Genomic DNA, 19,908 nt, shown 5'->3' with positions numbered 1-19,908 from the left:
TTGCAATCAAAAGCGCATTTTGACTGCGGGTTTTCAGCGCTTTAGCGCCATCAGGCTTGATTGCTGCCCGCTGCGCTGTAGAGATTGGCAAACCGGAAATGACAGGAAGACCCATGAGCCAGAGCCGCAGCAACCAGAAAGATGCCTATGCGCTGATCCTCGAGGCGATCGACGTCGGCGTTTACAAGCCCGGCGACCGGCTGGTGGAGAGCGATCTTGCCGAACGCTTTGGCGTCTCGCGCACTCCGATCCGCGAGGCGCTGCAGCGGCTGGAGACGCAATCGCTGCTGGAGCGTGACGGGCGGTCGCTGATTGTTGCCTCGCTCGACCACAACCAGATGGCCGAGCTGTATGTGGTCCGGCGCGAGCTGGAAGGGCTGGCAGCGCAGCTGGCGGCGCGCCATGCCACCGAAGAAGAGATCAAGGTGCTGAAAGAAATGGTCGAGGCCGACGACCAGTTGATCAGTGATCCATTGGCGCTGTCCAAGGCTAACCGCCGGTTCCATGAACAGATCCATTTGGCGTCGCACAACCGCTATCTGGTGCAGCAGCTGGACCTGGTGCACCGGACCATGGCGCTGATGGCGACGACCTCGCTGGCCGCCGAGGGCCGCAGCGAGATTGCCCAGTCCGAGCACAAGGGTATCGTTGATGCAATCGGCCGCCGCGACGAGGCAGCAGCGGGCGAGGCGTTGAAGGAACATATCTCGATTGCTTTCATGACCCGGCTGAAGCAGGACGCCAGCGGGCGGGGATAAACCGCCAGCCCCAAAGCCAGGCACCGCGGCATTTGGATGCGGGTTTGATGCCATGCGCCGTCTTGTCCCAGAAAAACGGCCGGACGAGCAGCTCATGCGCTGCTTTGGTGACAGCAATGGCGCCCATCGGATAGTAGAGGATCATCGCAGGCGCCCAGGCCGCCAGCCAGGGCCGCCCCATGGCAAAGGCGGCGGTGGCGCTGATGACCAGTCCCAGCAACTCGAAAAACACCAGCGCCGCGGCCGCCAGCGACAGCAGCAGCGGCGAAGCCGTGCCGGCGCTGGGGTGCGGCAGGCCAAGCGCTATCAGCCAGAACGACCACAATACCGGCGCAAACAGGAACTGCCCGATGGTGCCCAGGAAGAACGCCTGAAACCCTAGGAACCGTTTCCAGCCAAGGTCACCCAGCAGCCGCAGCGGCTGGCGCATATGCACCAGATAGGTCACCATGAACCCTTTCAGCCAGCGCGAGCGCTGCTTGACCCAGGGCCAGGGACGGCAGTTGGCTTCCTCAAACGTGGTGCTGGGCAACATTCCGGTGCGGTAGCCGGCGCGGTAGAGCCGGACACCCAGATCCGCATCCTCGGTGACGTTATGGGCATCCCAGCCGCCCAGCTCCTCCAGCACCTTGCGGCGGATGAACATTGTCGTGCCGCCCAGCGGCACCACCAGGCCAAGCCGGGAAATTCCGTGCAGAACGATGCGGAACCAGCTGGCGTATTCCAGCGTGAAGCAGCGGGAAATCCAGTTGGTGGCGGGGTTGTAGTAGTCAAGAACACCTTGAAAACAGGCCGTGTTTCTGCCAGCGCGGGCAAAGGCTTGTGCCACCTGGTCCAACTGATCCGCCTGCGGCGCATCCTCGGCGTCCCAGACACCGATGATGTCGCCACGGCAGAAGTTCAATGCATAGTTCAGCGCCCGCGGCTTGGTGGTCAGCCCGCCAAAGGCCGGAACCTCAACCACCCGGATCCAAGGTGGCAGGCGGGTGGCTGCAAGGGCTGCCCGAGTGACGGCGTCATGTTCCTCCAGCACCAGGATCACATCGGTCAGGGCCGGCGGGTAGCTGAGCTTACGGATGCGGGTAAGCAGTGCACGGCTGATCTCGGCCTCCTGGTAAAGCGGCACCAGGATTGAGATGACGGGCCGGTTGCCCAAGCCGGTTTGACAGGCCAGGGGCATCTGCGCCGGAGGCCGGCAGCGGGTCCGGCCGGACCAATAGGCTGCAAGCCCGCAAAGCTTCAGCATGGTGAACAGCAGCACCGACAGCAGCGCCAGCAGACTGAGAGCGGTGAAGACCGCCGCGGGGGCGGTCCAGCCAAGGTAAAGCGCGGGCAGGGCACAGACTGTCAGCAATGCGCGGCCCCTTGCAGGCTGCAGGCTGCGGCAACTTTGCCGCGAAGCCACGCTGCAGCAGGCCTGGCGCACCAGGGCGGGGCTGAAATGCGCGGTCAACAAAGCGGTGATCTGCGCTTCGCAGGCAAGCACCGGCGTGATGCAGCCAAAACTGTCCTGCAGTTCGCCGCGCAGCATCTCGAACTGGTCCGGGTGGGCAATGGCAACGGTGACGGTTTGGCCGAATTGCATCCACGGAAGCGCAGAGTGGCGGAGCCAGAACTGTGCGGGTTTGCGGGCCAGCAGCCGGGGATTGACGACCTGGCCGCTGAGGTCGGCGCGCTGCATCCGGTATTGCCGGGCCAGCGTGTCCTGGACCTGGTCTTCACTGGCCAGCCCCTCGGCCACCAGCACCCGCCCAAGGGCGGCCTTCTGGTGCTGGCGTAGCACCAGCGCCTTCATCATGCTGCGGCCATTTACCGGCGGCGGCAGCGCCGGAGAATACTCCCCGGCGGGCCGCGGCGGGCGGAACTGCCGCAGCGGCTGAGACACAAAACCCATCGCCACCCCGTAACAAAAAAACCTGAGGGCTTCAGGCTGGCGGCGGGGGTTTAAGAATTGGTAAATGCGACGTTAACCATGCCGCCCGGCGGCATGGTTAACAGCTTTTTTACGCAGATTTGCGTGCGGCCATGGCCTCGGCAAAGCGTTCGAACAGATAAAAGCTGTCCTGCGGGCCGGGGCTTGCCTCGGGGTGGTGCTGCACCGAATAGACCGGGCGGCCGGAAATGCGGATACCGCAGTTGGAGCCGTCAAACAGCGAAACATGGGTTTCTTCCACGCCTTCCGGCAGGGTCTGCGCATCCACCGCAAAGCCGTGGTTCATCGAGGTGATCTCAACCTTGCCGGTGGAATGCTCCTTGACCGGATGGTTGGCGCCGTGGTGGCCGTGGTTCATCTTGACGGTGTTGGCGCCAAGCGCCAGTGCCAGCATCTGGTGGCCCAGGCAAATGCCGAAAACCGGCAATTCTGTCTTCAGGACGTCCTGGATCATCGGCACCGCATATTCGCCGGTTGCGGCGGGGTCGCCAGGGCCGTTGGACAGGAACACGCCATCGGGGTTGTGCGCCAGCACTTCCTCGGCGGTGGCGGTGGCGGGCAGCACAGTCACGTCGCATCCCGCGCTGGCCAGGCAGCGCAGGATGTTGCGCTTGGCGCCGTAATCAATGGCCACAACCTTATGCGCAGGCGCTTCCTGGCGGGCATAGCCGTCCGGCCAGGCCCAACGCATTTCGTCCCAGCGGTAGCTTTGCGCGCAGGACACGTCCTTGGCCAGATCGAGGCCGACAAGACCCGGCCATTCACGCGCCTTGGCAACCAGCGCTTCAACGTCGAAATTGCCGTCGGGATCATGTGCCAGGGCGACATGCGGTGCGCCCTGCTGACGGATCGCGCGGGTCAGGCGGCGGGTGTCGATACCGCCGATGGCAATGCGGCCGGTGCGGGTCAGCCAGTCCTTCAGCTCTTCCGTGGCACGCCAGTTGGAGGCCAGGGTCGGGTCCCACTTCACCACCATGCCGGCCGCAACGGGATCGCCGGTCTCGTCATCTTCGGGCGTCACGCCTGTGTTGCCGATATGCGGGAAGGTGAAGGTGACGATCTGGCCGGCGTAAGAGGGATCGGTCATGATCTCCTGATAGCCGGTCATTGCGGTGTTGAAGCAGAGCTCGGCCACGGTGTCGCCGGTGGCGCCGAAACCGGTGCCGTAAAAGACGGTGCCATCTGCGAGCGCCAGGCATGCGGTGGGCTTGGACGGGGCGGAAGCGGCCATTGCGCGAGTCTCCATGCGGTGAAATTCATCGGCTTGTAAGGGGAGCGCCCAAGCGGGTCAAGCCTGCAGCGGCGGGCAGGCAGACGCGGGGTCTGGAATAGGAAATTTATAGTAAACTTGCACAGCGGGTGCAGAATGGATAACCATCGGTGTCCGGCAACCATGGGATGCTTACTACGATGGATACGCGCACACAGGTCAATCAGGCCTTGAAGCAAGCGATGAAAGACAAGGCAGCGGAGCGGCTGTGTACGCTGCGGCTGATCAACGCGGCGATCAAGGACCGGGAAATCGCCGCCCGCGCCGATGGTGAAGAGGGCGGTATCGGTGAAGGGGAAATCCTTGCCATCCTGGGAAAGATGACCAAGCAGCGCAACGAAAGTGCGCGCGCCTATGAAGAAGGCGGGCGGCTGGACCTTGCGGAGCGGGAACTGGGCGAAATCTCCATCATCGAGGAATTCCTGCCGCAGCAGCTGAGCGACGAGGAAGCCGGCGAGGCGATCACTGCGGCGGTGGCGGAAACCGGCGCCGAATCGATTCGCGACATGGGCAAGGTGATGGGCGCGCTGAAGGCGAAATACACCGGCCAGATGGATTTCGGCAAAGCCGGGCCCATGGTCAAGGACCAGCTTTGCAGCAAAGGCGACTGCTGATCCCGCGCCCTGCTGATTGGCAGCCTGGCAGGTCTTAGTTGAACGGGATCTCCAGGAACGGCGGGTAGGCCGCTTCGATTACGCTGTTTACTGCCTGCCCCTGATGACGTTCCAGAACTGGCATGGCGATCGCCTGCGCAAGCAGGCGGCGCTCGTTGAACGGGTTAATCATCGTCAAATGGTGGTAGCCGGTGAAATACGGGCCTTGGAAATTAGGTTGTGAGAACTCCAGCCAGGCCCAATCGTAGACCTTGGGCCGGGCATTTGATGGCAGCGTGTCATACCAGCGTATGTAGTCGTCCTGCCACTTGCGGATCGCCTTGCGGGGGCCCAGCGAAGCCGAGACGCCCAGGCGTCGGATAGCATGTTTCATATGCAGCGGCTCGCCAATCTTGTCACGCCGCCACTGGGTGGCGCGCAGAAGCTCAAGATTGTTGCCACGCAGGATCAGGTGGTCACGCGGGTAATCATGGATCATGGGCAGCGCCGCAAGCTCGCCCCGGAACCCCGACCACCCCATTTTCAGACGCATGTCCTTTAGCAGGGCGTGACTGTGGGGCTGTTTGAAATATTGGGTCAAGGGCAAGTCAACTGAGGCCAGGATCCTCTGAGCGGCTTTGGCATCCTTGCGTGATGGGTTGTGAAACCTGTGGCAAACGAACTGCCGGATCTGCTGAGCCGCGGGCAGGGCGGCGGCCAGCAGTATGCGGGAGTCACGGCCTCCGGTGACGGGCAGTGCACAATCATGCCTGGCAGCAAGCGCGGCAATATTGGCCGCAAGGCCAACTGAGATTTCGGCGGCGGCTGCGCCGATCCCGCTCGGCGGAAGGTCCAGCTGCATATCTGGGTATGGCCAATGGCGGTGCAGTGAAAAATCTGTCAGATCCACATAGTGATTGGCCACGGCGCGGCGCACATTGCGGTCAAGACTGCGCTGAAAGCTCATATTCTCCCGTCCGGCCAGAACCGCACGTATATTGATGTCTGGATCCGGTTCGATGTTCCTGTCCAGAATCAGCCCAAGCGAACTGGCAAGTTTCTGCTCTGCGGAATCATAGAGCATTGGAAGGTCGAAAACCGGATCGCCATAGACGCGCGACAGGTCCTGGGTCAGAACAACAGCAAGGTAACGGCCGCCAAGCTCTGTAATTTCCCGATCGACGCAATGCGCGAAATCCGGGCTGGTGGCCGCCGCTGGCAGGAGCAGAGCATCCTGAACCAATGTACCGCCCGGTTTCCATGCATGGCCGAGCAGCAGGCCGCATTTGTATCCGGTGCTATCCAGTATCGGACGGATCATCAGCGCCGTACCATGGTGCAATGTCCAGCCCTGCAGGCTGGTCTTTTCCCAGCCGGGATAGGTTCGCCCGGCGTCACGGCTGAGAACATATTGCGCGCGGAACAGTTCTTTGAAATCCCGTTGTTGCCGGGCGCATTTGCGTTCTGCCAGAGAGTGTTCGGTCATGTGCGAAAAGGGCCTGTTTCAAAATAGCTTGCTAGATTTCTGGCCCGTTTCAGAGAAGATGACAAGCGGTGAAGAATTATCGCAGCCGGGCGCTTGAAGGTAAGCGGTACTTTGGCAGATGTGTTTGTCTTCAGGCTGCGCGTGTGGTCACCGGGGCGGCAAGGGCACTTCAGTGCCGGGGATGGCGGAACTTAGTTCATCAAACAGCGCAATTCTCTCCTCTTCTGAGAGGAACGCTCCGATCTCCACTTCGCGGCCGCCGCCCTGCAGGGTGACATAATGCGGCACCGGGCCGTCGCGGTGGTGCATCCCGACGCGGGTCCAGTAGCGGTTGCAGCGCCAGCTTTGACGGCCGCCATCGGGATTGATCCGCTCCAGACGGGCCTCTTCTTTCCCGATGGTCAGCACCTCCAGGATCTGGTGGTCATGGCGGTTGCGGTCCAGCGCCCATTTCATGCCGAACAGGGCCAGCAGCAGGAACGGCAGCAGCCCCCACAGCAGGAACGATCCCAGAACAGGGATCAGCGGCACGCAGATCAGTGCCGCAGTCAAGCCAAGGAACCGCACATAGCCCTGCGGTGGCAGCGATTGATGCGGCCAGAGGTGCAGCTCGCGTTCGGCGTCTTGCTTCGGTCGGGTCCAGTTGTAGGGCATCTGTTCAACGCCTGCTGCGCAAAGTGGGTTCTTCATAAATGATGTGCCGGAAAGTCCGGATTTCCACTGCGGGTTTTTACCGCGGGGCGCGCGCATGAAAAAGGCCCCGGAGCATCTGCTCCGGGGCCTTTTTTTGATGTCAGGGTCTCAGCCGCTTAGTGCGAATGCGAGCGGTCCCAGTCTTCCTGCTTGGGCAGGATTTCAAAGGTGTGCTCGGGCGGCGGGCAGGGCAGGGTCCACTCCAGGGTGTCCGCGTATTCGTTCCAGTAGTTGTTCTGGGTGATGCGGGCGCCGCGCAGCAGCGAATAGATCACCACGCCGAAGAACAGCAGGAAGGATGCAAAGGACAGGAACGCGCCATAGGACGAGATCTTGTTCCAATAGGCGAAGCCTTCCGGATAGTCGATGTAGCGGCGCGGCATGCCCTGGCGGCCCAGGAAGTGCTGCGGGAAGAACGTCAGGTTGGCGCCGATGAAGAACATCCAGAAATGGATCTGGGCGCCCAGCTCGTTGTACTGACGGCCGGTCATCTTGCCGAAGTAGAAATAGATGCCCGAGAAGATCGCAAAGACAGCGCCCAAGCTCATCACATAGTGGAAGTGCGCAACCACATAATAGGTGTCGTGATAGGCGCGGTCCACGGAGGCCTGCGACAGCACCACACCGGTCACACCGCCGACGGTGAACAGGAACAGGAAGCCGAAGGCGAACATCATCGGGGCTTTGAACTCGATTGAGCCGCCCCACATGGTGGCAATCCAGCTAAACACCTTCACGCCCGTAGGCACCGCAATCACCATGGTGGCCAGCATAAAGTAGGCCTGCTGGTTCAGCGACATGCCGACAGTGTACATATGGTGCGCCCATACGACAAAGCCCAGCACGCCGATTGCGATGATCGCCCAGACCATCGGCAGGTAGCCGAAGACAGGCTTGCGCGCGAAGGTGGCAATGACGTGGGAGATGATGCCAAAGCCCGGCAGGATCACGATGTAGACTTCGGGGTGGCCGAAGAACCACAGGATGTGCTGGTACAGGATCGGGTCGCCGCCGCCGGCTGCATCAAAGAAGGTGAAGCCGAAGTTGCGGTCCATCAGCAGCATGGTGATGGCGCCGGCCAGAACCGGCAAGCTCAGCAGGATCAGCCAGGAGGTGACAAAGATCGACCAGGAGAACAGCGGCACCTTGAACAGGGTCATGCCGGGGGCGCGCATGTTCAGGAAGGTGGTGATCATGTTGATCGCACCCAGGATCGAGGAAGCACCCGAGACGTGCACGGCAAAGATCGCCAGATCCATCGAGTAGCCGCCTTCGTTCACCGACAGCGGCGGGTACAGAACCCAGCCGACACCAGAGCCCAGCTGGTCATTGCCGCCCGGGGAGACAACCGAGAGGACCGCCAGCGAGGTGCCTGCGACATACATCCAGAAGCTGAGGTTGTTCATCCGCGGGAACGCCATGTCCGGCGCGCCGATCTGCAGCGGCATGAAGTAGTTGCCGAAACCGCCGAACAGCGCCGGAATCACCACGAAGAACATCATCAGGATGCCATGGGCGGTAATCATCACGTTCCAGAGATGGCCGTTCGGGGTGCATTCCGCAGAGGCGTCTGCGAACATGCGCGCGCCCTCGAGGCACATGTACTGAACGCCGGGATCCATCAGCTCAAGCCGCATGTAGACGGTGAAGATGACAGAGATGAGACCTGCAAACGCCGAAACGATGAGGTAGAGAATGCCGATGTCTTTATGGTTCGTGCTCATGAACCAGCGGGTAAAAAAGCCCCGCTCGTCCTCGTGGCCGTGACCATGAATGGCTGCGTCTGCCATTATGTGCCTCCTGCTGCATAACGAAAGGCCCCCGGAGACGGACTCCGGGCGGCCTGGATTCCTTGGAGTATTAGAATGGCGTGCCGGGGCCTTCAATGGCGGAGTTTGATCTGGATCAAGATTTATTGCCGCAGGGGCTTGAATGCCAGGCAAAGCTGCATCGCCCCGGAGTGCTTGACCTGGCCGCACGGCGCGCGCACAACCGCAGCAATGCCAAAATCAGGAGGCCGGACGCATGCCCGCTTATGATCCCGATAATATCTTTGCCAAGCTGTTGCGCGGTGAGATTCCCTCGGCCCGTGTCTATGAAGATGACGATACGCTGGCCTTCATGGATATCATGCCGCGCAGCGACGGGCATCTTCTGGTGATCCCGAAAACCCCGTGCCGCAACCTGCTGGACGCCAGCCCTGCGCAGATGGCAGCGGTGATGCAGACGGTGCAGAAACTGTCGCATGCGGTGATCAGGGCCTTTGGCGCGGACGGGGTGACCGTTCAGCAGTTCAACGAGGCCGCCGGCGGCCAGGAAGTGTTCCACCTGCATGTGCATGTGCTGCCGCGCAAAGAGGGCGACCGGCTGCGCCCGCCGGGAACGATGGGGGATCAGGCACTGATCCAGGCGCAGGCGGAACAGATCCGCGCAGCACTCGCCGGACATTGATGCAGGCTTGGCGGCAGGACCTTTGAGAAAATGAAATCACCTCTGTAATTAGAGCGGTGATTTCAATGTGAATTTGTGCATTCGAAATAAATGTTGAATTTTAGTTGAATTTGATCATAGCTGTTTCGCAAATTAGTTGTAGGTCAAAGAGGGCGCCCGCGCCCAAGTGTATGGGAACCCAAGAATTGGGTGGACCGGCACGGTATGCCAGCCCGGATTGGGGCGGCATCAGCCGGGAATTTTCAGTTGCCAGGCTGACAGCCTGAAACATGCGGGCAAAACGCCCGTGCCGGAACGTATGCTTGCAGGGCGCGCCGTCGCATTGACGCGGAAAGCAGTATTGGAGGGAGCGAAGTGACGCTCTTGTGCCGCGCGCAGGCCTTGTCGCAGGACCAGGTTGTTGCCGCAATTTATGAAACGATGATCCGGGCGGAGCAATTCGACCGGTTTTCTGCTGGTCCGCCAACCGGGGGGGACGCCGGAGAGGGCAATGGACGCTGGCGCACCTTTGGGCAGCCCAGGCCCGTGCCGGCACTCAAGGCGCATTTCTCGCGGGCGGCACAGATCCAGGAACAGCAGTGGGAGCGGGCCGGGCGGCCGCACCCCGGTGAATACTCGGGCGAGTGCTGCCGCTTCTGGCTGTTGGCTGGCGGCGGCTCCGAGGGGCGCCTGCTGAATGCGTCGCAGCGCGCTGCCCGGCAGCTTGTCAGCGGCGGCGATCTTGCCGCAGCCATGGGGCTGACGCGGGCCGCAACAGACCGGTGGAGCATCTTTCTGGAGCAGGTGCGCGAGGGGGAGTTTTCCTGGCAGGACGTTCTGCTTCTCGGCACCGGCCGCCCGGGCGAGCGGTTTTTATGCCGCCCCGTCCGGCTGGAGGGGGCAGGCGGCCCTGCCGCGGCCGTCATGGCAGAGCGGCTGGATTGCGAATGGAGCGCAGAGGCCGCAGGCCCCGTGGCGTCTGCTTTCGGACTGCAGAAATCTGATCTTGACCCGCTGAAGGCGGTGATGAGCGGCGCCGGCGGCCGGGTGGCAGCGGAGCTGGAACAGATTGCAGCAAGGGCTGGAGCGCCCGGGGCAGCCGAGTTGATCCGGCTGGCCGCATTCCTGATCAACGAGCATGTGCGGGACATGAAAATTGCCCGGGGTGAGCTGCTGCCGCCTTATGAAGAGATTGAGGACAAAACCGGGCGGCGCAGCCAGTTTTTCCGGTTTGGTGCGGAAACCGGACAGCCGGTTATTTTTGTGCACGGGGTGCTGGACGGGATCGTGCCGCTGCAGCGCCTGCAGCCGCAGCTTAGGACCCTGGGGTTCCGGGTCTATGCGCCGATGCGCGCGGGCTACGGCGGCTCGGCGCCGCTGCAGCGGGGGCAGGACCCGGCGGATGCCTTTGTGCAACAGCTGGATGCGCTGATCACCCGCGAAAATCTGCAAAGACCGGTATTGCTCAGCCACCGTGGCGGCGCGTTGTACGGCTGCGCGGCGGCCAACCGGCTGCACAGCCGGATCTCCGGGCTGGTGGCTGTCGCCTCGAATTGTACAATTACCTCGCCGCGGCAGTTCTCCGGACTTAGCGGTTATGCCTGGCTGGTGGCCTTTTCCGCTGCCCGTGCCCGCTGGATGCTGCCGGTGCTGATGAAGGCCTGGTCAGGCGCCCTGCACTGGTACGGGCACAAGGCGCTGCTGAAGTTTCAGACTGCGCGCAACAGCCGGGAAAGGGCCATGCTGGATCAGCTGGACCTGCTGCCGCTGCTTAAACAAAGCCAGCTGCTGTTCCGGCAGCAGGGCGGTGCCGGCTTTCTGGCAGATGTGCAGATGATTCGGCAGGGGACGCAGAAGATGGCGCTGAAACAGCGTACGCGGGCGGTTTTTGTGCATGGCGGCGAGGACCACGTCGCGCCGCTGTCTGATATCCGCGATACTTTCGGCGGTCAGCAAAACGCTCAGCTCTGTGTCAGCCAGGAGGCGGGAGCGCTGCTGTTTTACATCCTTCCGGAACTGGTGCTGACAGCGCTGCAGGACTGCGTTTCGGCGGCGCAGGGCAAGGGTTAGCCGCCAAACACATGTTCAAAGCTGCGCTTCAGGGCAACGTCCACATCCGCCATGGTGACCGGCAATCCCAGGTCCACCAGGCTGGTTACCCCGTATTCGGTGATGCCGCAGGGCACGATGCCGGTGAAATGCTCCAGCTCCGGCTCGACGTTGATCGAGATGCCGTGGAAGCTGACCCATTTACGCAGGCGGATGCCGATGGCGGCGATCTTGTCCTCTGCCATGCCGCCCGCCGCGGTTTGCGGCTTGTCCGGGCGTTCGACCCAGACGCCGACCCGGCCGTCGCGGATATGGCCCTTGATGTTGAACTCATCCAATGCGGCGATCACCCAGCTTTCCAGCTGCTGCACGAACCGGCGCACGTCATGGCCGCGCGCGCCCACATTCAGCATCACATAGACCACCCGCTGGCCCGGCCCGTGATAGGTGTACTGGCCGCCGCGTTTGCTGTCATAGACCGGGAAACGGTCCGGATCGGTCAGATCCTCGCGCTTGGCTGAGGTGCCGGCAGTGTAAAGCGGCGGATGTTCGACCAGCCAGATGCATTCTTCCGCGGTGCCCGCAGCGATCAAGGCCGCGCGCTCCTCCATGAAGGCAACCGCTTGATCATATTCAACAAGACCGTCCGATGCGATCCATTCAACCATGGTTCCTGCCGTCCTTTTCCGTCCCGCCTTGGAGGCCCGCCGGTAAATAGGTCGTAAAATCCCTAGGTGGCAGCCCTGACAGTGGGGTATCCTGATTCCATTGTTAGTATCCATAGGGGGCGAGTATCATGCTTTCCAAGCCGCTTAAGTCGGCATTGACGGCCGCTTTTCTGGCAACGTCATTCACCAGCCCTGCCAATGCGAGCGATTTGGGCGCCGCAATTGTCGGAGGGGTGATTGGCGGTGTTATTGTCAATGAAGTTCACAGGAATAAACAACGCCAGCGCCGCGCCACCACCTACCGCCGGGCGCCGGCAAGTTCCGCCACCAGGGCGCAGAACCGTGAAACCCAGGTTGCCTTGAATTACTTCGGTTTCCATTCCGGCACGCCGGACGGGGTGCTGGGCAGGCGGTCCCGTGCAGCCGTTTCCCAGTATCAGGTTCACATGGGCTATCCGGCCACCGGCTATCTGGCCCCGTATGAGCGTAATTTCCTGGTTAGTTCCTACAGCCGGGCGCAAATCGGCGGCCCGCAGGTGATCAAGGCGATGCAAGGCCCCAACGGAGTGCGGGGATTGCTGCACAGCTGGCGGGATGAAGCCGCGGGCGTCAGGACCGCAGGGAGCGGTTACGGCGGCTACGGCGGGTTGCCGTCCGAAGTCAGCCATGCGGTGGATGAAATCGCCGCCAGCTCCGAGCCGACCGGGGAACAGCTGCTGCAGCGCACCGGTTTCATGCAGCTGGCGGATCTGAACGGCGATGGCCGGAACGATTATGTGCTCGACACTTCGGTCTCCGGCTCCTCCTTCTGGTGCGGTGCTTCGAATTGCTCGGTGATGGTGTTTGCCTCCACCCCGCAAGGCTATCAGCGCAATGACTTCTTGGCGCGTGGCGTGACACCCGCCAGTTTTGCCTGCCATCAGGGCACCTGCAGGATGGCGGATACGGGTGAAACCGCTCCGGTCCAAGCGGCGCAGCAAAACCGCAGCACAGTGACAGCCTTTGCCGGGCAGGAAAGCGCCTCGCTGGGCGGCATCACCCTGTTTGACCAGCCGGCGCAAAGCGCCTCGCTCACCAGCTATTGCAGCAAGGTCAGCCTGCTGACCAGCTCCAACGGCGGCTTCATGACGGCGGCAAGCATGACCGATCCGGAGCTGGCGCTGGGCGAACAATTCTGTCTGGCCCGCACCTATGCCATCAACGCGGGCGAGACCCGGGCCGGCAAGGTTCAGGGTGTTTCGCAAGCACAGATCGACAGCCAATGCGATGCATTCGGCCCGGCTGTGCAGCCCTTCCTGGCCAAACTGGGAACCGCGGGCAGCGGTGAAGTGATGGGTGATGTGCAGAAGTTCGTGCTGCAATCCGGCATGTCGCTGGAGCAGCTGGCCAATACCGCCGGGATCTGTCTGTTCTCCGGCTACCGCCGCGATGACATGGACGTGGCGCTGGGTGCTGCGCTGATCCTGACCGGCACCGGCCAGCGCCCCTATGCTGAGCTGATCGGCCACCATCTGGCGCTGGGCTTTGGCGCGCCGGTTACGGCAGAGCGGGCGCAGGACTGGTACGGCATGGCCGTGATCTCGCTGGAAGGCGGCGCGGCACCTGTTTTTGCCCCCGGACAGCCAGAGCGGGCAGAGCTGATCAAGACTGCTTCGGCCAAGCTGGCAGGCGGCCGGGTGCAGCCGGTGCAGGCCTCCGGCAGTACGGCCCTGCCGTCGTTCTCCACTGACTGACCGCTGTTTGCCGCAGCTGTTGAATGCAAGTGGCCGGCAGAATTGCCGGCCACTTTTTTGCGTAGAATTTCTTTACTGCCAGTACCCTGGGGCGTCCTGGCAGCTGTGGCCGGGTTTTTCCATTAAATGCTGGATTTCTGCCTTTGACACCGCGCGGTCTTGAATGCAATTGATGCAATCAAAAAGTGCATTGTCTTAGGGGTTGTTTATGCGATTCAAGCTGCTTTCCAAATTCATTATCTGTTCTTCGCTGGCGTTGACGCCGGCTGCCCGTGTTTCTGCTGATGCGGGCGACTTTGCTGCCGGTGCCATCCTTGGCGGTATCATCGGCGGCGCTCTGTCCAAGAATCAGCGGCGCTCGGGGGGCAAGGCGCCCCGGCGTTCCCGGTTGCCGTCCACGCAGGAAGGCCGCCAAATTCAGGAATCGCTGAATTACTTCGGCTTCCCTGCAGGCGCAGTTGACGGGCAGCTGGGCCGTAAAACGCGCGAGGCTGTTTCCACCTATCAGGCTTACCTTGGCTATCCGGTCAGCGGGCAGCTGAATGATTTCGAAAAAGATCTGCTGATCAGCTCATTCCAGCGGGCGCAAACCAGCGGCTATCTCGCCAGCCAGCAGGCGATGGCACATCCCGACGGGCCGCGCGGGCTGCTGAAGATCTACCTGGCCGAGCGGATGGCGCCGCAACCTCAGCCGCAGCAGCCCTATGGCCTGCCCCAGGCCGCCATGGCCGGGAACAGCACCGGCACCTATGGCGTGCCGCAGCAGTACGGGCAGAGCGCGCAGCAGCAATACGGCCAGCAGCAGATGGGGTTTGCAGCCACCGCCCAGACATACGGAATTCCGCAGCAGCCTCAGTTTCAGGGCCAGCAAGGGCAGTTCGTGCCGCGGTCACAAGTGCAAGGCCAATTTGTGCCGCCAGGCCAGCAGCAGGGCCAGTTCGTGCAGCAGGGGCAGGTAATGGCCGCTGCACAGGGGCAGGCGCTGATCCAGAACGGCGCGGTTATCCAGGGCAGCGGCACCGCTGCAACACCGGTCCTGTTGCCGCAAAACGATAGTGCCGCACCGCTGATCAGCCGCCGCGCATTGGTGATCGGTGTCGACGGCTACCAGAACCTCGCCGCCTTGCAAAAGGCGCGCAATGATGCCCTGGCGGTCAGCAATACGCTTGGGGCGCTCGGATTTGAGGTGACCACGCTGTACGACGCAGGCCGCCGCGACATCAACAGCGCGGTCTCGGCCTTTGCCAACCAGATCAAGCCGGGGGATGAAGTTCTGTTCTACTTTGCCGGCCACGGGGTTGAGGTCGACGGGCGCAATTACTTGCTGCCTTCTGATGTGCCGATGGTGAATTTCGGCGATGAAAGCTTCCTGACCGGGGAAAGCATTGCCGCCGACCGGGTGCTTGGCACCTTTCAGCGCAAGGGCGCGCGGTCTACTATCATGATCCTGGACGCCTGCCGCAACAATCCGTTCCCGAAGGACGGCCAGCGTTCGGTCGGCGGCACCCGCGGCCTGGTGCGGATGGAACCGCCGGAGGGCGCCTTTATTCTGTATTCCGCCGGGGCAGGGCAAACCGCGCTGGACCGGCTGTCGGACAATGACGCCAATCCGAATTCGGTGTTCACCCGCGCGCTGCTGTCGCGCCTGAACCAGCCGGGCATGACGCTGCACCAGCTTGCCAAACAGGTGCGCCGGGATGTGCAGGATCTGGCCGCCACCGTGAATCACAATCAGTTCCCGGCTTATTATGACCAGATGTCGGGCGAGATGGTGCTGCGCCGCCAGCTGGCAGCCCAGGACAACTGAGGCTGCTCCCAAGGGGTGCTGAGAAACCGGAGGCAGCCGGATACCCGGCTGTTTTCCAACGCTTATGCTGCGTGGCCTGCCGGGGCGCATATTCTGTTCAAAAAAGATGATTTTCAGCTTCACATCGCATCCGGGCTGGTCTATACGCCTCGACACCAAGCCTAAGACAGTGCGGTCGTGGCGGAATTGGTAGACGCGCAGCGTTGAGGTCGCTGTTCCTTAACCGGAGTGGAAGTTCGAGTCTTCTCGACCGCACCAAATTACACCTGAAAATTTGTTAAAACGCCGATGCGCCTGTGCGTCCACGTTATACGCACGCCGGTCTGTTGCGGGAATATCAGCTGCCGGACCCTTTGGCGGGTGCTGGCGGCGTTTGCCGGTTCCGGCAGATCTGCGGGCCGGCTATAACCGGCTGCGTTCCTTGTGCCTGGCATTCGGAGCCAACAACGCAAAAACGTGATGCAGCAGTATGCCCAGTTCAGACCCCGGAAATTGCGACGGCATGATCCTTGAACGCGAACTCAGCGCGTTGTCCCTGGCGGGAAGCATCCTGCTGGACGCCGTGGAACTGCCTGCGTCCAGCGGCCGGATTGCCCGCCTGTTCTTCAAATCCGGAACCTCGCGGGAGGGGCTTGGCATTGCGTCCCCGGCGGACAAGACAGTTCTGCACAACTATGGCGGCGCGCCGGTTCTGGAGACCGGGATTTCGGACGGTCCCGGCGAGGTCACGGTTTCTGCTGAGGGGGCGCTTTACAATGTTCCGCTCCACCCGGAGGAGACAGACCTGTTTGCCGGGCTCAATGTACTGGCTGCTGTCCGTAATGGTGAAACGGCCCGAACTGCGGCCGAATGGCTGCGGTTCCATGCGGCGCAGCATGGTCTGCAAGGGGCTGTCATTCTCGACCGGGCGCATCCGCAAGACAGCCGCCGTTTTATAGAGGAATTGCAAGCGCTTGCTGGCTCCATCAAGGGGCTTGAGCGGGTCGTGGTGGTGCATTCCAAGCTGCCCCTGGGCAAGGATGGCCTGCCGGAGGAGGCGCATCCGTTCAACGTGCCGGGGGCGCCGGGCAAAGACCGGATGGAGATCCCGCCTGCCGATCCCTGGCGGGCACCGCTGGGTGAGTTTCTGATCTATGAAATCCTGCGTGCCCGCTTTCTGGCGCGGGCACGGGCAGTGGCCAACATCGACCTATTCGACCTGCTGGCGCCGGATGAGGGGCCGAATGTGTTTGACCGGGCCGTCGCCGCGCCGACGGGCTGTCTGCGGCTGGGCGGAGTGCAGGCCTATCCATGGCGGGTGCGCAAGGGCGGCCAGGCGTCTTTTGCGGATCACATCTGCACGCAGTTTGATGCCACCGGGCTGCGGCCGCGCTGGTGTGTGGCACCGGCCACAGCCGGCGGGAACTGCATTTGGCGGCTGATCCGGGTGGTCGGGGCAGAGCCTGATCCGGCGGAGGATCTGCGGTTCTACCGCTGCATGGCCCTGCGGCATCCAACCGACACGGTGTCCAAGATCGTGCCGAAGACCAGCCTGGTGGAAACGCCGGAGCTGCTGGCGCTGGCCACGGGCTATTTCAACGCCAAGCCTGTGCGTATCCCTCCGGAGGATGCGATTAAGCGGCGCCGTGGCAAGCCCAAGACCACTGTCGTCACGACCATGAAAAACGAAGGGCCGTTCATTCTGGAATGGCTGGCCTACCACCGCGCAATCGGGGTGGATGATTTTATCGTCTACACCAACGACTGCACCGATGGCACCGACACAATGCTGCAGCTGCTGCAGGATAGGGGCATCGTCCAGCACCGCGAAAACCCGTTCCGCAACACAGATCTGAAGCCGCAGCACGCAGCCTTGCAGGCGGCGGAGGAAGAGCCGGTGATCCGGGAGGCCGACTGGCTGGTCTGCATGGATGTGGATGAGTTCATCAACATCAAATGCGGCGATGGCCGGCTGCCGGACCTGTTTGAGGCCGTGGGCGATGCCAATATGATCGCAATGACCTGGCGGCTGTTCGGCAACAATGACGTGCGCGATTTCACCGGCGATCTGATCACCCGGGAATTCACCCGCTGTGCCTTTGAAGTGACCCGCAAACCGCACCAGGCCTGGGGTTTCAAGACCCTGTTCCGCAACAGCGGTATCTTCAAGAAGCTGGGGGTTCACCGCCCCAAGGGGTTGAAGCCGCAGCTGTGGGAGGACATCCGCTGGGTCAACGGCTCCGGCCAGGACATGCCGCGCGAGATGTTCCGCAACGGCTGGCGTTCGTCGATAGATACTTATGGCTATGACCTGGTGCAGCTCAATCATTACGCCGTGCGCAGCGCCGAAAGCTTTCTGGTCAAGCGCGACCGCGGCCGGGTGAACCACGTGGACCGCGACCAGGGGCTTTCCTACTGGTTCCGGATGAACAACAACGCCGAGGAGGAACGCTCAATCCAGCGCATGATCCCGGCGCTGGAAGCGGAGATGGCGCGGCTGCTGGCAGACCCGGATATTGCCACGGCACATGAATACGCCAGCCGCAAACACCGCGAGAAGATCGAGGAGTTGAAATTCCGCGATGACATGCTGGAGCTGTTTCAGGAGCTGACCAGCGGTAAGCTGTGCAAGCTGTCGCGGATGCACGCGCATTTCGGCGCCAATGTCTTTCTGAGCGGCCCCGGAGTTATCCCTGACGAGATCGCCGAAAAGGAGCCGGGCAGCGATTTCTGGTTCACGGTTGAGCGGGGCGAAACCAACCATTGATCCCGGTGGTCTGCACATTGACAGGACTCCGGGCCGCGGGCTAAATTCCGTTAACAAAGAAGCGCTGATAAACAGCTGCATTAATTAGTTTTTTGAGGGGCAGTCATCATGGCACTTCCGGCCATTGCGTCACTATGGGTGGGTCCAGAACTCAGCTGGCTGGAGCAGCTTTGCCTTCAGTCCTTTCTGGATCACGGCCACGAGGTGGTGCTGTTCTCCTATGACGAGGTCAAGGGCGTGCCAGACGGGGTGCAAGTGGCGGATGCCAATGAGATCCTGCCTGCCGACCGCATCATCCGCCACGCCCGCACCGGCAGCCCGGCCTATCATGCCGATGTCTTCCGCCTGCATTTGCTGCGCAAGACCAATTACATCTGGGCCGATACCGATGCCTATTGCTGCCAGCCCTGGAACATCAAAGGCAAGCATTTCCATGGCTGGATCTCAGACGATAAACCGATGGTCAACAATGGGGTTCTGCGGCTGCCCAAAACCTCCAAGACCCTGGCGGCGATGCTGCGCTTCACCAGCGATGAATACCCCATTCCGCCCTGGTACAGCGCTGAAAAACAGGCCGAACTGCAAGCGCTTAAGGACAGCGGGCAGGGGGTTCATGTCTCGCTTTTACCCTGGGGGGTCTGGGGGCCGGACGCGCTTACCTGGTTCCTTCAGGAAACCGGCGAGGTCAAGAATTCGCGGCCAGGCCATGTGATTTATCCCGTGCCGTTCAAACGGGCCGGGGTGGTGCTGAACCCGAACCGCCCGAACCAGGCACGCGGCCATATCCGCGACGATACGCTGTCGATCCATTTCTGGGGCCGCCGCTTTCGCAATATCGCGGCCAAATATGGCGGCGTGCCCGCCGAAGGCTGCTATGTCCATGACTTGCTGGCCCAGCATGGGATTGATGCGGAAAAAACCCGCCACCTGCTGCAACCGGCCCCTGAACCGGAAGAGATACCTGTGGAAAAAATCGACCCGGCAGCGCTGGATTACTCGATGTTCAGCGACCAGGATGTCGCCAATATCCTGCTGCAGCGGTCCGAACTGGCCAGCTCAGGCCAGACCATCAAGGACTGGATGGCAGGTGACGAAAAGCTGCTGCTGGCAGAAGCCCGGTCGCAGCGGGACTACATTCTGCATGAATCGATCCGGATTGCGGAACGGGAATGCGATTTCTTCCTGAAGGCCACCGATCCCATTGCGCCCGGACGGGCCGCGGATATCGGCTGCGGGTATGCCTTTGCCAGCCTGCTGCTGCACCGCCGCTATGGCTGCAGCATCACGCTGATTGATATCGAAGAGGGCAACAGCCGTCATTTCGGGTTTGAGGGGGAGGGCGCAGGCTATACCAGCCTGGAAACCGCCCGCGTGTTTCTGGAAAAGAACGGCGTGCCTGCTGAAAAAATCACCACCATCAACCCCAAGACCGAAGACACCGCAGCGCTTGGTGCCTTTGATCTGGTGATCAGTCTTGCGTCTTGCGGGTTCCACTATCCCGTAGCCACCTACCAGGATCTGTTCAGCAAGCAGATCAGCCCCGGCGGCGGGATTGTTCTGGATATCCGCAAGGGGTCCGGCGGCATCGGCGCCATGAAAAGCTTCGGCACCGTCAAGGTACTGGCCAAGCACGGCAAATACTCCACAGTTCTGGCCTGTGCCGGACAAGAGGCGTGACCGGTAACCGGATCCTTAATCCTTTTCGGGTAAAGCAGCGCAAAGGAGAGCTGTGGAATTGCGCT

At 61.8% G+C, this 19,908-nt stretch carries 15 protein-coding genes and 1 tRNA gene; 10 read left to right on the top strand and 6 right to left on the bottom strand.

Annotation, left to right across the window (positions count from 1 at the left end):
• Positions 1-113: 113 nt before the first annotated feature.
• Positions 114-758: a GntR family transcriptional regulator gene (locus K3724_RS14730; RefSeq protein ID WP_259986515.1), complete on the top strand. Its 645-nt coding sequence runs from the start codon at positions 114-116 to the stop codon at positions 756-758.
• Here the strand turns inward: K3724_RS14730 and K3724_RS14725 are convergent.
• Both K3724_RS14725 and carA read right to left on the bottom strand, forming a co-directional pair.
• Positions 718-2,652: a glycosyltransferase gene (locus K3724_RS14725; RefSeq protein ID WP_259986513.1), complete on the bottom strand. Its 1,935-nt coding sequence runs from the start codon at positions 2,650-2,652 to the stop codon at positions 718-720. The two genes, K3724_RS14730 and K3724_RS14725, sit on opposite strands and share 41 nt — an antisense overlap.
• A gap of 109 nt (positions 2,653-2,761) precedes the next feature.
• Positions 2,762-3,922 (bottom strand): glutamine-hydrolyzing carbamoyl-phosphate synthase small subunit, encoded by a 1,161-nt coding sequence (carA, locus tag K3724_RS14720; protein WP_259986503.1) that lies wholly within the window; start codon positions 3,920-3,922, stop codon positions 2,762-2,764.
• Positions 3,923-4,101: 179 nt separating this feature from the next.
• On the opposite strand from carA, the gene K3724_RS14715 reads away from it, so the two are divergent.
• Positions 4,102-4,575, top strand: coding sequence for a GatB/YqeY domain-containing protein (locus K3724_RS14715; RefSeq protein WP_259986493.1), 474 nt, complete (start codon positions 4,102-4,104; stop codon positions 4,573-4,575).
• A 34-nt stretch (positions 4,576-4,609) separates the two neighbouring features.
• Here K3724_RS14715 and K3724_RS14710 read toward each other — a convergent pair whose 3' ends face one another.
• Positions 4,610-5,416, bottom strand: a complete 807-nt coding sequence (locus tag K3724_RS14710) for a hypothetical protein (RefSeq protein WP_259986491.1) — start codon at positions 5,414-5,416, stop codon at positions 4,610-4,612.
• Positions 5,417-5,467: 51 nt separating this feature from the next.
• Between K3724_RS14710 and K3724_RS14705 the strand changes: the two genes are divergently transcribed.
• Positions 5,468-6,067, top strand: coding sequence for a hypothetical protein (locus K3724_RS14705; protein ID WP_259986489.1), 600 nt, complete (start codon positions 5,468-5,470; stop codon positions 6,065-6,067).
• Positions 6,068-6,187: 120 nt separating this feature from the next.
• Here K3724_RS14705 and K3724_RS14700 read toward each other — a convergent pair whose 3' ends face one another.
• Both K3724_RS14700 and K3724_RS14695 read right to left on the bottom strand, forming a co-directional pair.
• Positions 6,188-6,694 (bottom strand): DUF2244 domain-containing protein, encoded by a 507-nt coding sequence (locus K3724_RS14700; RefSeq protein WP_259992647.1) that lies wholly within the window; start codon positions 6,692-6,694, stop codon positions 6,188-6,190.
• A 155-nt stretch (positions 6,695-6,849) separates the two neighbouring features.
• Positions 6,850-8,523 (bottom strand): cytochrome c oxidase subunit 1, encoded by a 1,674-nt coding sequence (locus K3724_RS14695; protein WP_259986487.1) that lies wholly within the window; start codon positions 8,521-8,523, stop codon positions 6,850-6,852.
• 235 nt (positions 8,524-8,758) lie between these two features.
• Here K3724_RS14695 and K3724_RS14690 point away from each other — a divergent pair, with 235 nt between their 5' ends.
• Together K3724_RS14690 and K3724_RS14685 are read left to right on the top strand one after the other, a co-directional pair.
• Positions 8,759-9,184, top strand: a complete 426-nt coding sequence (locus tag K3724_RS14690; protein ID WP_259986485.1) for an HIT family protein — start codon at positions 8,759-8,761, stop codon at positions 9,182-9,184.
• 354 nt (positions 9,185-9,538) lie between these two features.
• On the top strand, positions 9,539-11,233 hold the full coding sequence (locus K3724_RS14685; RefSeq protein ID WP_259986483.1) for an alpha/beta hydrolase: 1,695 nt from the start codon (positions 9,539-9,541) through the stop codon (positions 11,231-11,233).
• Here the strand turns inward: K3724_RS14685 and lipB are convergent.
• A complete protein-coding gene (gene lipB, locus K3724_RS14680; protein WP_259986481.1) occupies positions 11,230-11,880 on the bottom strand; it encodes a lipoyl(octanoyl) transferase LipB in 651 nt (216 codons plus the stop codon). The two genes, K3724_RS14685 and lipB, sit on opposite strands and share 4 nt — an antisense overlap.
• Before the next feature lie 128 nt (positions 11,881-12,008).
• Here lipB and K3724_RS14675 point away from each other — a divergent pair, with 128 nt between their 5' ends.
• The 5 genes from K3724_RS14675 to K3724_RS14655 all read left to right on the top strand — a co-directional run bounded on the left by K3724_RS14675 (position 12,009) and on the right by K3724_RS14655 (position 19,843).
• Positions 12,009-13,613, top strand: coding sequence for a peptidoglycan-binding domain-containing protein (locus K3724_RS14675; protein ID WP_259986470.1), 1,605 nt, complete (start codon positions 12,009-12,011; stop codon positions 13,611-13,613).
• A gap of 208 nt (positions 13,614-13,821) precedes the next feature.
• A complete protein-coding gene (locus K3724_RS14670; RefSeq protein ID WP_259986468.1) occupies positions 13,822-15,420 on the top strand; it encodes a caspase family protein in 1,599 nt (532 codons plus the stop codon).
• 171 nt (positions 15,421-15,591) lie between these two features.
• Positions 15,592-15,678: transfer RNA gene (locus K3724_RS14665), tRNA-Leu, on the top strand.
• Positions 15,679-15,922: 244 nt separating this feature from the next.
• Positions 15,923-18,166 carry a glycosyltransferase family 2 protein gene (locus K3724_RS14660; protein WP_259986457.1) on the top strand — a complete coding sequence of 748 codons (2,244 nt, stop codon included), beginning with the start codon at positions 15,923-15,925 and terminating at the stop codon, positions 18,164-18,166.
• A 108-nt stretch (positions 18,167-18,274) separates the two neighbouring features.
• The gene (locus tag K3724_RS14655) at positions 18,275-19,843 is read left to right on the top strand and encodes a class I SAM-dependent methyltransferase (RefSeq protein ID WP_259986455.1); all 1,569 of its coding nucleotides are present in this window, start codon (positions 18,275-18,277) and stop codon (positions 19,841-19,843) included.
• The last annotated feature ends 65 nt before the right edge of the window (positions 19,844-19,908 follow it).

Origin of the sequence: Leisingera sp. M658, from assembly GCF_025144145.1 — a bacterium.
Lineage (GTDB): Bacteria > Pseudomonadota > Alphaproteobacteria > Rhodobacterales > Rhodobacteraceae > Leisingera.
The sequence above is the reverse complement of the archived record's forward strand: the minus strand, read 5'-3'. Positions and strand labels throughout refer to the sequence as shown.